The following is a 14,042-nucleotide window of genomic DNA, read 5'->3' as shown; positions in this document are numbered from 1 at the left end:
CAGTTACGTTAGCGGGCCACCGGTTTCAAAGATCGAGAGGGACACCGAGATCGGCGTCCCTATCCTTTCCTTGGGCCAGGTGGCCCAGCCGCTAATTACTCGACGATCGACGCGACGATACCGGCACCGACGGTGCGGCCGCCCTCGCGGATCGCGAAGCGCAGCTTTTCTTCCATCGCGATCGGAACGATCAGCTCGACCGATACCGTGACGTTGTCGCCCGGCATCACCATCTCCGTGCCTTCCGGCAGCGTCACAATGCCCGTCACGTCGGTCGTGCGGAAGTAGAACTGCGGACGGTAGTTGGTGAAGAACGGCGTATGACGGCCACCCTCTTCCTTCGTCAGGATGTAGGCTTCTGCCATGAACTTCTTGTGCGGCTTGACCGAACCCGGCTTGCACAGAATCTGGCCACGCTCAACGCCATCACGGGTGACGCCGCGGATCAGCGCGCCGATGTTGTCGCCAGCCTGGCCCTGATCGAGCAGCTTGCGGAACATTTCAACGCCGGTCACCGTCGTCTTCGTCGTCGGGCGGATGCCGACGATCTCGACTTCTTCGCCAACCTTGACGATGCCACGCTCGACGCGGCCGGTCACAACCGTGCCGCGGCCAGAGATCGAGAACACGTCTTCGATCGGCAGCAGGAACGGCAGGTTGATCGGACGCTCAGGCGTCGGAATGTAGGCGTCGACAGCGGCCATCAGTTCGCGGATCGAATCCTCGCCGATCTTCTTGTCCGAATCTTCGAGAGCAGCCAGCGCCGAACCCTTGACGATCGGGATATCGTCGCCCGGGAAGTCGTAGGACGACAGCAGTTCGCGCACTTCGAGCTCGACCAGCTCGAGAAGCTCGGCGTCGTCAACCTGGTCAACCTTGTTCAGGAACACCACGATCGCCGGAACGCCGACCTGGCGGGCGAGCAGAATGTGTTCGCGCGTCTGCGGCATCGGGCCGTCGGCAGCCGAGCACACCAGGATCGCGCCGTCCATCTGGGCAGCACCGGTGATCATGTTCTTGACGTAGTCGGCGTGGCCGGGGCAGTCGACGTGGGCGTAGTGGCGGGCCGGCGTCTCGTATTCAACGTGGGCCGTCGAAATCGTGATGCCACGCGCCTTTTCTTCCGGAGCCGCGTCGATCTGATCGTACGCCTTGTACTCACCGAAGTACTTCGTGATCGCTGCCGTCAGAGACGTCTTACCGTGGTCAACGTGGCCAATCGTGCCAATGTTGACGTGCGGCTTGTTGCGCTCAAACTTACTCTTTCCCATTTTCGGGTCTCCGTTTTGCTAGTCCCCGAAGGGATCTAATTCTTGTTATCGGTCAATTGGTATTCCGGTCACTTCTGACCGGAATACTTTGCCTGGATTTCAGTTGCGACGTTCGACGGGACCGGCGAATAGTGATCGAAGGTCATCGTGTACTGGGCGCGACCCTGGGACATGGAGCGCAGGTTGTCGACGTACTTGAACATGTTCGCGAGCGGGACGTTCGCGTTGATGACGACGGCGATACCGCGGCTTTCCTGGCCCTGGATCTGACCGCGACGGGAGTTCAGGTCGCCGATAACGTCGCCGACGTAATCTTCCGGGGTGACGACTTCGACCTTCATCATCGGCTCGAGCAGCTGAGCGCCGGCCTTCTTGGCTGCTTCACGGAAGCAGGCACGCGATGCGATTTCGAAGGCGAGAACCGAGGAGTCGACGTCGTGGAAGGCGCCATCGATGAGGGTTGCCTTGACGCCGAGCATCGGGAAGCCTGCGAGCGGACCCGAAGACAGAACGCTTTCGATGCCCTTCTGGACGCCGGGGATGTATTCCTTCGGAACGGAACCGCCGACGATCTTCGATTCGAACTTAAATTCGTCGCCTTCCGGGTTCGGTTCGAAGACGATCTTGACGCGCGCGAACTGGCCGGTACCACCGGACTGCTTCTTGTGCGTGTAGTCTTCTTCATGCGTCCGGGTGATGGTTTCACGGTAGGCAACCTGCGGCGCGCCGACGGTTGCTTCGACCTTGAACTCACGACGCATGCGGTCGACGATGATGTCGAGATGCAGTTCGCCCATGCCGGCGATGATGGTCTGGCCTGATTCCTGATCGGTCTTGACGCGGAAGGACGGATCTTCAGCAGCCAGGCGATTGAGCGCGAGGCCCATCTTTTCCTGGTCGCCCTTGGTCTTCGGCTCGATGGCGATCTGGATGACCGGCTCCGGGAATTCCATGCGCTCGAGGATAACCGGCTTCAGCGGATCGCAGAGCGTGTCGCCCGTCGTGGTTTCCTTGAGGCCGGCGAGAGCCACAATGTCGCCTGCGAAGGCTTCTTCGATGTCTTCACGCGAGTTGGAGTGCATCTGCAGCATACGGCCGACGCGCTCGCGCTTGTCCTTGACCGTGTTGATGACCGACGCGCCCTTTTCGAGCTTGCCGGAGTAGATGCGGGCGAAGGTCAGCGAACCGACGAAGGGGTCGTTCATGATCTTGAAGGCGAGCATGGAAAGCGGCTCGCTGTCGTCGGCATGACGCTCGATTTCGGCTTCCGTCTTGAAGTCGATGCCCTTGATCGCCGGGATGTCCATCGGCGACGGCAGGTAGTCGACGACGGCGTCGAGCAGCGGCTGCACGCCCTTGTTCTTGAAGGCAGTGCCGCAGAACATCGGGTGGAACTTGACGTCGATCGTGCCGCGGCGAACCAGCGCACGGATCTGATCGTTGTCGGGCAGAATACCTTCGAGGTAAGCTTCGGTGGCGGCTTCGTCGATGTCGACGACCGTCTCGATCAGCTTTTCGCGATATTCTTCAGCCTTGGCCTTCATGTCCTCGGGGATCTCGACGACATCCCACTGGGCGCCGAGCGACTCGTCGCGCCAGATGAGTGCGTTCATCTCGACCAGGTCGATGACGCCCTTGAATTCGGTCTCCGCACCGATCGGCAGCTGCATGACGACAGCCGTCGCACCGAGACGGGTCTTGATCATCTCGACGGAGCGGTAGAAGTCCGCACCGGTCTTGTCCATCTTGTTGCAGAAGATCATCCGCGGAACATTGTACTTCTCGGCCTGACGCCAGACGGTTTCCGTCTGCGGCTCAACACCGGCGTTGGCGTCGAGCAGCGCGATGGCGCCGTCGAGAACGCGCAGCGAACGCTCGACTTCAATGGTGAAGTCGACGTGGCCGGGAGTGTCGATGATGTTGAAGCGGCGCATTTTGCCGTCACGGCCCTTCCAATAGGTCGTGGTGGCAGCAGAGGTGATCGTGATTCCACGCTCCTGCTCCTGCTCCATCCAGTCCATCGTGGCTGCGCCGTCGTGAACTTCGCCGATCTTGTGCGACTTGCCGGTGTAATAAAGAATACGCTCGGTGGTCGTGGTCTTGCCGGCGTCGATATGCGCCATGATACCGAAATTGCGGTAGTCTTCGATCTTATATTCGCGAGCCATTGTGGACTGCCTTTCGATACCGTTCGGAATTACCAGCGATAGTGCGAGAACGCGCGGTTGGCGTCAGCCATCTTGTGCGTGTCTTCGCGCTTCTTGACGGCGGAGCCGCGGTTGTTGGACGCATCGAGCAGTTCGCCGGAAAGGCGGTCAACCATAGTCGTTTCATTGCGCTTGCGGGCAGCAGCGATCAGCCAGCGAATAGCAAGAGCCTGGCGGCGCTCCGGACGAACATCGACGGGGACCTGATAGGTCGCACCACCGACACGACGCGAGCGAACTTCAACGTGCGGGGCAATGTTCTCAAGCGCAGAATGGAAAACCGTGAGCGGCTCCTGCTTGGCCTTGCCCTGGACAACGTCAAACGCACCGTAGACGATGTTTTCAGCAACGGACTTCTTGCCGTCGAGCATGATGGCATTCATGAACTTGGTGACGACGAGATCGCCGAACTTCGGGTCCGGATTGATCTCGCGCTTTTCTGCTTTATGACGTCTGGACATATTTTGTCTCTTCAACCGTTAAGGCGCTTCATGACGCGGAGGACCTCGCGCAGCGCCGGATTATTCAAAAACCGAATTACTTCGGACGCTTCGCGCCGTACTTGGAGCGGCGCTGCTTGCGGTTCTTGACACCCTGAGTATCGAGAACGCCGCGGATGATGTGATAACGGACACCCGGAAGGTCCTTGACGCGGCCGCCACGGATCATGACGACGGAGTGTTCCTGAAGGTTGTGACCTTCGCCGGGGATGTAACCAATGACTTCGAAGCCGTTGGTCAGGCGGATCTTTGCGACCTTACGCAGAGCCGAGTTCGGCTTCTTCGGCGTCGTCGTGTAGACGCGCGTGCAAACGCCGCGCTTCTGCGGGTTCTCCTGGAGTGCGGGAACCTTGTTACGCTTTACGTTCGCCTGGCGAGGCTTGCGGATCAGCTGGTTTACGGTAGGCATTCAACCATCCCTTACGTTTTATCTCAGTACCCTTGCGGGCTTGAACTCGCGCCGTCTCCGGCAGTGACGCATGCTTTCCGTCAATGCGCAAAATATGGCCCGATCCGCTTCCGCAGATGGACCACAAGGAGCAGAGGACGCATAGAATATGCGTCGTGCGTGCAGCATCATGACTTCAACGTGCGTTTAGAACCTTGTTTGAGGTGAACTTCAGGGCGAGTCGCCCCGAACAGCCAAGCCTCACATGGGATCTGATGGCCGGGGTACTACTGGTTTCCACCCGTCTCGTCAAGGCCGGTTAAGAAATAAACTCGCCGTATCGCCTTGATATGCCGGCCCAACGCCCTGTTTCATCCTTCTAGACGAATTGACGGGCGTGCACCAAGATAAAAACTTGGGCATTGCAGCAAAAGCAGTTAAGGAATCAGCAATTGCGGCGTTCGGCCCTCACAGCAGGATTCGAGCGACCGAATCGTCAAAGAGCCGAAGGACAGGCGATGATCACGACACCTGATAACGACAATAATTTCGACGGCCCGATGATCTTCATCATCATCGGCAAGGGCTACGAGTCCGACGCCAGCGAAGGCATCGACCTGCACATCATGCTGAAGGCGCCTGACGACGACACTGCTGTACGCGAGGCCTTGAACGCCCTTGCCGAGGAAGGCTTCATCGAGGCAGATCTCGACCAGATCGGCATGCTGACCGAGGTTCCGGCCGAAGAGCCGCACGCATCTGCCTACCAGGGCGCCGTCGAAGGCGAAGTCGCGATCATCCGGTTCAACTGAAGGGAGCCGCCGCTCACGCTGCCGGTCGCCACAGGCAGCATAAGCGGAAAGCAGCGGCCTCCCTCCCCGCCCTCCCAATCAGAGCAGACTAAAAACGAAAAACCGCCCGGATCGCTCCGGGCGGTTTTTCAATTCATCGACTTCAGCCGCGGATTATTCCGCAGCCGGAGCCTTTTCGGCCATGTCCTGCAGCATCGGCGTGGCGACGGCAGCACCCGTGCCCTTGCGGCGCTCTTCGAGGATCATCTCGTCGCGCGACGTGGCGATGCGGCGGATCTGGGTCATGGTGCCGCCGGTACCGGCCGGGATAAGGCGGCCGACGATGACATTTTCCTTCAGACCCTGCAGGCCGTCGGTCTTGCCAGCGATCGCAGCTTCCGTCAGCACCTTGGTCGTTTCCTGGAAGGACGCGGCCGAGATGAAGGACGGGGTCTGCAGCGACGCCTTGGTGATTCCAAGAAGAACCGGATCGCCATAGGCTGGCTTCTTGCCCTGCTCGATCAGGTGATCGTTGACGTCTTCGAGCTCGATCCGGTCGACATTGTCGCCGACGATATAGGTCGAGTCGCCTGCATCGGTGATTTCCACCTTCTGCAGCATCTGACGGACAATCACCTCGATGTGCTTGTCGTTGATGACGACGCCCTGCAGGCGGTAGACTTCCTGGATCTCGTTGACGAGGTAGGAGGCCAGAGCCTCCACGCCCTTGATCGCCAGGATGTCGTGCGGAGCCGGGTTACCGTCGAGGATGTAGTCACCCTTTTCGATATAGTCGCCTTCCTGAAGGTGGAAGGGCTTGCCCTTCGGGATCAGGTATTCGACAGGTTCGACACCGTCTTCCGCCGGCTCGATGATGACGCGACGCTTGTTCTTGTAGTCGCGGCCGAGGCGGATCGTACCATCGATCTCTGCGATGATGGCGTGGTCCTTCGGACGACGGGCTTCGAACAGCTCGGCAACACGCGGCAGACCGCCGGTGATGTCCTTGGTCTTGGCGCTTTCGAGCGGCGAACGGGCGAGAACGTCACCCTGGGAGACCTTCGTGCCCGGCTCGACCGATAGGATCGCATCGACCGAGAGGAAGAAGCGGGCGTCACCACCACGAGACAGCTTCGCGATATTGCCGCTGGCATCCTTGATGACGATCGCCGGCTTGAGGTCCGAGCCGCGCGGGGTCGAACGCCAGTCGATGACCTGACGCTTGGTGATGCCGGTCGATTCGTCGGTCGCTTCCAGAACGGAGAGACCGTCGACCAGATCTTCAAACTGAACGGTACCGGCCACTTCCGTCATCATCGGACGGGTGTAGGGGTCCCACTCTGCCAGGCGCTGGCCGCGCTTGACCTTGTCGCCTTCGTCGACATGCAGCTTCGAACCGTAGGCCACGCGCTGCGACGACCGCTCGACACCACGTTCGTCCAGGATCTGGACGGTCATGTTGCGGCCCATGGCAACGAGGTTGCCATCGGAGTTGCGCAGGATGTTGCGGTTCTTGATCTGCACCGTACCTTCGTACGAGGCTTCGAGGAACGACTGGTCGACCACGGTTGCAGTACCGCCAAGGTGGAAGGTACGCATGGTGAGCTGGGTGCCCGGCTCGCCGATCGACTGAGCAGCGATGACGCCGACGGCTTCGCCCATATTGACCGGCGTACCGCGCGCGAGGTCGCGGCCGTAGCAGACCGAGCAGACGCCCGTCTGGATTTCGCAGGTCAGTGCCGAGCGGATGCGGATCGACTGGATGCCGGCCTTTTCGATTTCGACGACATCAGGCTCGAGGATCATCTTGCCGGCATCGACGATGCGCTCACCCGTGACCGGATGATCGATATCGTCGAGCGCCGTGCGGCCGAGGATACGGGCGCCGATCGAGGCAACCACCTGGCCGGCATCGACGATGGCGGTCATGGTGAGGCCCGTCTGCGTTCCGCAATCGACATGCGTGACGATGCAATCCTGCGCGACGTCGACGAGACGGCGGGTCAGGTAGCCGGAGTTGGCGGTCTTCAGGGCGGTGTCTGCCAGACCCTTGCGGGCGCCGTGGGTCGAGTTGAAGTACTCGTTGACGGTCAGGCCTTCCTTGAAGTTCGAGATGATCGGCGTCTCGATGATTTCGCCCGACGGCTTGGCCATGAGGCCACGCATGCCGCCCAACTGGCGCATCTGGTTCGGAGAACCGCGGGCACCGGAGTGGCTCATCATGTAGATCGAGTTCATCGGCTTCTGGCGACCGGTCTTCTCGTCGAATTCGACCGCCTTAATGCGGGCCATCATCTCTTCGGCGACCTTTTCGGTCGCCTTGCCCCAGGCGTCGACAACCTTGTTGTACTTCTCGCCCTGGGTGATGAGGCCGTCATTGTACTGCTGCTCGTATTCCTTCACCAGGTTTTCGGTGTCGGCAACGATCTTGGCCTTGGCATCCGGAATGACCATGTCGTCCTTGCCGAACGAGATGCCGGCGCGGCAGGCATGGGAAAAGCCGAGCTGCATGATGCGGTCGCAGAAGATGACCGTGTCCTTCTGGCCGCAGTGGCGGTAGACCGTGTCGATCATCTTCGAGATGTTCTTCTTGGTCATTTCCTGGTTGCAGATATCGAAGGGCACCTTGCCGTTCTTCGGCAACAGTTCACCGATGAGCAGACGGCCAGGCGTCGTCTCATAGATCTTCGAGTAAGGCTTGCCATCCTCGTCGATCGACTTGAAGCGGCCACGGATCTTGGTGTGCAGCGTCACGACCTTGCTTTCGAGGGCGTGATGCAGCTCGCCGAGATCGGAGAAGGCCATGCCTTCGCCCGGCTCGTTCTGATTGAGGATCGACAGATAGTAGAGGCCGAGAACCATGTCCTGCGAGGGAACGATGATCGGCGCGCCGTTGGCCGGATGCAGGATGTTGTTGGTCGACATCATCAGCACGCGGGCTTCGAGCTGAGCTTCGAGCGACAGCGGCACGTGAACGGCCATCTGGTCGCCGTCGAAGTCGGCGTTGAAGGCCGTGCAGACGAGCGGATGCAGCTGGATCGCCTTGCCTTCGACCAGGATAGGTTCGAAGGCCTGGATGCCCAGGCGGTGCAGCGTCGGTGCGCGGTTCAAGAGAACCGGATGCTCGCGGATGACCTCGTCGAGGATATCCCAGACTTCCGGCTTTTCCTTCTCGACCAGCTTCTTGGCCTGCTTGACGGTCGAGGAATAACCCTTGGCGTCGAGGCGGGCATAGATGAACGGCTTGAAGAGCTCGAGCGCCATCTTCTTCGGCAGGCCGCACTGGTGCAGCTTCAGTTCCGGACCGGTGACGATGACCGAACGGCCGGAATAGTCGACGCGCTTGCCGAGCAGGTTCTGGCGGAAGCGGCCCTGCTTGCCCTTCAGCATGTCGGAGAGCGACTTCAGCGGACGCTTGTTGGCACCGGTGATGACACGGCCGCGACGACCGTTGTCGAACAGCGCGTCAACGGATTCCTGCAGCATGCGCTTTTCGTTGCGGATGATGATGCCAGGCGCACGAAGCTCGATCAGGCGCTTCAGACGGTTGTTACGGTTGATGACGCGGCGGTAGAGATCGTTCAGATCCGACGTCGCGAAACGGCCGCCGTCGAGCGGAACCAGCGGACGCAGATCCGGCGGGATGACCGGAACGACCTTCATGATCATCCATTCCGGACGGTTGCCCGACTCCATGAAGTTTTCGACGATCTTCAGGCGCTTCATCAGCTTCTTCTGCTTGAGATCCGACGTGGTGTCGGCAAGCTCTGCGCGCAGGTCGCCAGCGATCTTTTCGAGGTTCATCGAGGCCAGCATCTCGTAGATCGCCTCGGCGCCGATCATCGCGGTGAACTGGTCTTCGCCGTATTCGTCGACGGCGAGCATGTACTCTTCTTCCGAAAGGAGCTGGTGCTCCTTCAGGGCGGTCAGGCCCGGCTCGGTGACGATGTAGTTTTCGAAGTAGAGAACGCGCTCGACATCCTTCAGCGTCATGTCGAGCAGCGTCGAAATGCGTGATGGCAGCGACTTCAGGAACCAGATGTGGGCAACGGGAGCTGCGAGCTCGATGTGGCCCATGCGCTCACGGCGAACGCGCGACAGCGTGACTTCGACGCCGCACTTTTCGCAGATGATGCCCTTGTACTTCATACGCTTGTACTTGCCGCACAGGCATTCGTAGTCCTTGATCGGCCCGAAGATGCGCGCGCAGAACAGACCGTCGCGTTCCGGCTTGAACGTACGGTAGTTGATGGTTTCCGGCTTCTTGATCTCACCGTAAGACCAGGAGAGGATCTTCTCCGGAGACGCGATCGAAATCCGAATAGAATCGAAATTCTGTGCAGGCACCTGCGGATTGAAAAGATTCATGACCTCTTGGTTCATGCCTGTCTCCTTCATGGGCTAAAGCGCCCTCAAAATGCGATGGTCGGCGGCAAATTCCCGGGAGCCGCCTCCCTCGCTTAAACGAGAATAACCGCTGGATGCGGCGAAACTTCCCTTCCGGGCCGACACGGATACGGCGCCCGGTGGGACCGGCGTGCGCCGCATTGGCAGCGCACGCCCTATCAAGTGCTTACTCGGCCGCGTCGGGCAGCTGAGCTGCCTGCGCCTCGTCAAGCTTGGTGTTCTCGAGCTCGACGCTGAGGCCCAGCGAGCGCATTTCCTTGACGAGAACGTTGAAGCTTTCCGGAATACCGGCTTCGAACGTGTCGTCTCCTCGGACGATGGCTTCGTAGACCTTGGTGCGGCCGGCGACGTCGTCCGACTTCACCGTCAGCATTTCCTGCAGCGTGTAGGCCGCGCCGTATGCTTCGAGCGCCCAGACTTCCATTTCGCCGAAGCGCTGGCCGCCGAACTGCGCCTTGCCGCCCAGCGGCTGCTGGGTCACGAGCGAGTAAGGACCGATCGAACGAGCATGGATCTTGTCGTCGACCAGGTGGTTGAGCTTCAGCATGTAGATGTAGCCCACCGTCACCTGGCGGTCGAACTGCTCGCCGGTACGGCCGTCATAGAGCGTCGACTGACCGCTATCCTTGAGACCTGCCAGACGCAGCATGTCGTTGACGTCGGCTTCGTTCGCGCCGTCGAAAACAGGCGTCGCAATCGAAACGCCGCGCTTCCACTGGTCGGCGAGACGCAGAACCGAGTCATCGTCGAACTCGTGGACCTGTTCGGCCTTGGGGCCGTCTCCGACGACATCGCCGATGGTCTTGCGCAGCGGCTCAATGTTGCCATTGGCCTTGTATGCGTCGATCAGTTCGCCGATCTGACGACCCATGCCGGCGCAAGCCCAACCCAGATGGGTTTCCAGGATCTGGCCGACGTTCATGCGCGACGGCACGCCGAGCGGGTTCAGAACGACGTCGACATGCGTGCCGTCTTCGAGGAACGGCATGTCCTCCACTGGCACAATGCGCGAGACGACGCCCTTGTTCCCGTGACGGCCGGCCATCTTGTCGCCCGGCTGGATCTTGCGCTTTACGGCGACGAAGACCTTGACCATCTTCATGACGCCAGGGGGCATTTCATCGCCGCGCTGTACCTTTTCGACCTTGTCCATGAAGCGCTGTTCGAGGCGCGACTTGGATTCGTCGTACTGACCGCGGAGCGCTTCGAGCTCGCTCTGGACCTTTTCGTCTTCGACCGCGAACATCCACCACTGCGAGCGGGGATATTCGGAGACGACGGCGTTCGACAGCTCGCTGCCCTTCTTGAAGCCCTTCGGGCCGGCAATAGAGGCCTGGCCGCGCAGCATCTCGATCAGACGGCCGTAGACGTTACGGTCGAGGATCGCCTGCTCGTCGTCACGGTCCTTTGCCAGACGCTCGATCTCTTCGCGCTCGATCGCCATCGCGCGCTCGTCTTTTTCAACGCCGTGGCGGTTGAAGACGCGGACTTCGACGATGGTGCCGTAGGTGCCGGGCGGCATGCGCATGGAAGTGTCGCGCACGTCGGAGGCCTTTTCGCCGAAGATGGCGCGCAGAAGCTTTTCTTCCGGCGTCATCGGGCTTTCGCCCTTCGGCGTGATCTTGCCGACGAGGATATCGCCCGGCTGAACTTCGGCGCCGATATAGACGATGCCGGCTTCGTCGAGGTTCTTCAGCGCTTCTTCCGAAACGTTCGGAATATCGCGGGTGATTTCCTCAGGACCAAGCTTGGTGTCGCGCGCCATCACTTCGAATTCCTCGATGTGGATGGAGGTGAACACGTCGTCGGCAACGATACGCTCGGAGAGCAGGATCGAGTCTTCGTAGTTGTAGCCGTTCCAGGGCATGAACGCGACGAGTGCGTTGCGGCCGAGCGCCAGGTCGCCGAGATCGGTCGACGGGCCGTCGGCGAGGATGTCGCCGCGGTTGACCTCGTCACCGACAGTGACCAGCGGGCGCTGGTTGACGCAGGTGTTCTGGTTCGAACGCTGGAACTTCTGCAGGCGGTAGATATCGACGCCGGACTTGCCGGCTTCGAGGTCTTCCGTGGCGCGGATAACGATACGCGTCGCGTCAACCTGGTCGACCACGCCGCCGCGGCGAGCACCGATGGCGGCACCGGAGTCACGGGCTACGACCGGCTCCATGCCGGTCCCGACGAACGGAGCTTCGGCACGCAACAGCGGCACTGCCTGACGCTGCATGTTCGAGCCCATGAGCGCGCGGTTGGCGTCGTCGTTTTCCAGGAACGGGATGAGCGCGGCTGCGACCGAAACGACCTGCTTCGGCGAGACGTCCATCAGGTTCATGCTGTCGCGCGGGGCGAGCATGACTTCGCCGGCATGACGGCAGACGACGAATTCGTCGACGAAGGAACCGTCGGCGTTCATCTCGGCGTTGGCCTGGGCGACGTAATACTTCGCCTCTTCCATGGCGGAGAGGTAGAGCACGTCGCTCGTCACCTTGCCGTCGACGATGCGGCGGTACGGGCTTTCGATGAAGCCGTACTTGTTGACGCGGGCAAAGGTCGCAAGCGAGTTGATGAGACCGATGTTCGGGCCTTCCGGCGTTTCGATCGGGCAAATGCGGCCATAGTGGGTCGGATGCACGTCGCGGACTTCGAAGCCGGCGCGCTCACGGGTCAGACCGCCCGGGCCAAGAGCCGAAAGACGGCGCTTGTGGGTGATTTCCGAGAGCGGGTTGACCTGGTCCATGAACTGCGAGAGCTGCGAGGAACCGAAGAATTCGCGCACGGCAGCGGCTGCCGGCTTGGCGTTGATCAGATCCTGCGGCATGACCGTGTCGATCTCGATCGAGGACATGCGTTCCTTGATCGCGCGCTCCATGCGCAGCAGGCCGAGACGGTACTGGTTTTCCATCAGCTCGCCGACCGAACGGACGCGACGGTTGCCGAGGTTGTCGATGTCGTCGATCTCGCCCTTGCCGTCGCGCAGTTCGACCAGCATCCTGACCACGGCCAGGATGTCGTCCTTGCGCAGGATGCGGACGGTGTCTTCGACGGTCAGGTCGAGGCGCATGTTCATCTTGACGCGGCCGACGGCGGAGAGGTCGTAACGCTCCGCATCGAAGAACAGCGAGTTGAACATGGCTTCGGCCGATTCCATCGTCGGCGGCTCACCCGGACGCATGACGCGGTAGATGTCGAACAGAGCGTCCTGACGGTTCTCGTTCTTGTCGGCTGTCAGCGTGTTGCGGATATAGGCGCCGACATTGATGTGATCGATGCCGAGAACCGGGATTTCGTCGAAGCCGTTCGCCAGGATGATGCCAAGCGTCTTCTCGTCGATTTCGTCGCCGGCTTCGAGGTAGATCTCACCCGTCGAGTAGTTGACGATGTCGCCGGCGAGGTAGTTGCCGTACAGATCGTCGTCGGCCGCCTTGAGGGCCTTCAGACCCTTGTCGGACAGCGTGCGCAGCAGGCGCGGGGTCAGCTTCTTGCCGGCTTCGACGACGACTTCGCCGGTATCGGCGTCGACCATCTCGGTGATCGCCTTGGCACCCTTCAGCGTTTCCGGCTTGAAGGGAATGCGCCAGCCTTCGCCGTCGCGCTTGTAGAGCGACTTCGTGTAGAAGGTGTCGAGGATTTCCTCGCCGTCCATGCCGAGAGCCATCAGCAGCGACGTGACAGGGATCTTGCGGCGGCGGTCGATACGAGCGTAGACGATGTCCTTGGCGTCGAATTCGATATCGAGCCAGGAACCGCGATAGGGGATGACGCGCGCAGCAAAGAGCAGTTTGCCGGACGAATGGCTCTTGCCCTTGTCGTGGTCGAAGAAGACGCCCGGCGAACGGTGCATCTGGGAGACGATGACGCGCTCGGTGCCGTTGACGATGAACGTGCCGTTGTTGGTCATGAGCGGCATGTCGCCCATGTAAACGGACTGTTCCTTGATGTCCTTGATCGACTTCGCGCCGGTATCCTCGTCGATATCGAACACGATGAGGCGCAGCGTCACCTTCAGGGGTGCAGCATAGGTCAGGTCGCGCTGACGGCATTCGTCAACGTCGAACTTCGGCGGTTCGAACTCGTAGGATACGAATTCCAGCATGGATGCGCCGGAGAAATCGGTGATCGGGAAAACCGACTTGAAGACGGCCTGAAGACCCTCGTCGGGTCGGCCGCCCTTCGGCTCTTCAACCATCAGAAACTGGTCGTAGGACGCCTTCTGAACCTCGATGAGGTTCGGCATTTCTGCGACTTCGGGGATCTTACCAAAAAACTTGCGTACGCGCCTGCGACCGTTGAACGAAAGGGTCTGAGCCATCGTCGCTCCTTCAAAATCTTGCACCCGGGCCTGCAACGGACGGGAACCGATGGCCAGTCGATCCCGTCAATCAATGAGTAGTTCAATCTCGTCCGACCCCAGAAAACGCTCAGCTCGGATTGCTGTGCTGCCCTCGGTGCGAGACCATCCTTTTGAAGAACCCATTACCCAA

The 14,042-nt window shown here is 60.5% G+C and carries 7 protein-coding genes; 1 reads left to right on the top strand and 6 read right to left on the bottom strand.

The features are described 5' to 3' along the window. Positions 1–95: 95 nt before the first annotated feature. The 4 genes from tuf to rpsL form a co-directional block, all read right to left on the bottom strand. A complete protein-coding gene (gene tuf, locus V8P77_RS24020; RefSeq protein WP_012757012.1) occupies positions 96–1,271 on the bottom strand; it encodes an elongation factor Tu in 1,176 nt (391 codons plus the stop codon). Positions 1,272–1,339: 68 nt separating this feature from the next. Beyond that, positions 1,340–3,439 carry an elongation factor G gene (fusA, locus tag V8P77_RS24015; RefSeq protein ID WP_018068032.1) on the bottom strand — a complete coding sequence of 700 codons (2,100 nt, stop codon included), beginning with the start codon at positions 3,437–3,439 and terminating at the stop codon, positions 1,340–1,342. Positions 3,440–3,468: 29 nt separating this feature from the next. Further along, a complete protein-coding gene (gene rpsG / locus V8P77_RS24010; RefSeq protein WP_011651422.1) occupies positions 3,469–3,939 on the bottom strand; it encodes a 30S ribosomal protein S7 in 471 nt (156 codons plus the stop codon). A 76-nt stretch (positions 3,940–4,015) separates the two neighbouring features. Beyond that, positions 4,016–4,387, bottom strand: a complete 372-nt coding sequence (gene rpsL, locus V8P77_RS24005) for a 30S ribosomal protein S12 (protein WP_003547537.1) — start codon at positions 4,385–4,387, stop codon at positions 4,016–4,018. 497 nt (positions 4,388–4,884) lie between these two features. Between rpsL and V8P77_RS24000 the strand changes: the two genes are divergently transcribed. Further along, the gene (locus tag V8P77_RS24000) at positions 4,885–5,178 is read left to right on the top strand and encodes a hypothetical protein (RefSeq protein ID WP_003547528.1); all 294 of its coding nucleotides are present in this window, start codon (positions 4,885–4,887) and stop codon (positions 5,176–5,178) included. A 153-nt stretch (positions 5,179–5,331) separates the two neighbouring features. Here the strand turns inward: V8P77_RS24000 and rpoC are convergent, their stop codons facing one another. Then, positions 5,332–9,540, bottom strand: a complete 4,209-nt coding sequence (rpoC, locus tag V8P77_RS23995) for a DNA-directed RNA polymerase subunit beta' (RefSeq protein WP_335914537.1) — start codon at positions 9,538–9,540, stop codon at positions 5,332–5,334. A gap of 190 nt (positions 9,541–9,730) precedes the next feature. Then, positions 9,731–13,870: a DNA-directed RNA polymerase subunit beta gene (gene rpoB / locus V8P77_RS23990; RefSeq protein WP_028744174.1), complete on the bottom strand. Its 4,140-nt coding sequence runs from the start codon at positions 13,868–13,870 to the stop codon at positions 9,731–9,733. Positions 13,871–14,042: the final 172 nt, after the last annotated feature.

Source organism: Rhizobium aouanii (assembly GCF_037002925.1).
Lineage (GTDB): Bacteria > Pseudomonadota > Alphaproteobacteria > Rhizobiales > Rhizobiaceae > Rhizobium > Rhizobium aouanii.
This window is presented reverse-complemented; position numbering and strand designations above follow the sequence as displayed.

Excerpts from the sequence above, each read along its gene's own strand:
- tuf (WP_012757012.1), bottom strand. The coding sequence starts at position 1,271 with ATGGGAAAGAGTAAGTTTGAGCGCAACAAGCCGCACGTCAACATTGGC.
- fusA (WP_018068032.1), bottom strand. The coding sequence starts at position 3,439 with ATGGCTCGCGAATATAAGATCGAAGACTACCGCAATTTCGGTATCATG.
- rpsG (WP_011651422.1), bottom strand. The coding sequence starts at position 3,939 with ATGTCCAGACGTCATAAAGCAGAAAAGCGCGAGATCAATCCGGACCCG.
- rpsL (WP_003547537.1), bottom strand. The coding sequence starts at position 4,387 with ATGCCTACCGTAAACCAGCTGATCCGCAAGCCTCGCCAGGCGAACGTA.
- V8P77_RS24000 (WP_003547528.1), top strand. The coding sequence starts at position 4,885 with ATGATCACGACACCTGATAACGACAATAATTTCGACGGCCCGATGATC.
- rpoC (WP_335914537.1), bottom strand. The coding sequence starts at position 9,540 with ATGAACCAAGAGGTCATGAATCTTTTCAATCCGCAGGTGCCTGCACAG.
- rpoB (WP_028744174.1), bottom strand. The coding sequence starts at position 13,870 with ATGGCTCAGACCCTTTCGTTCAACGGTCGCAGGCGCGTACGCAAGTTT.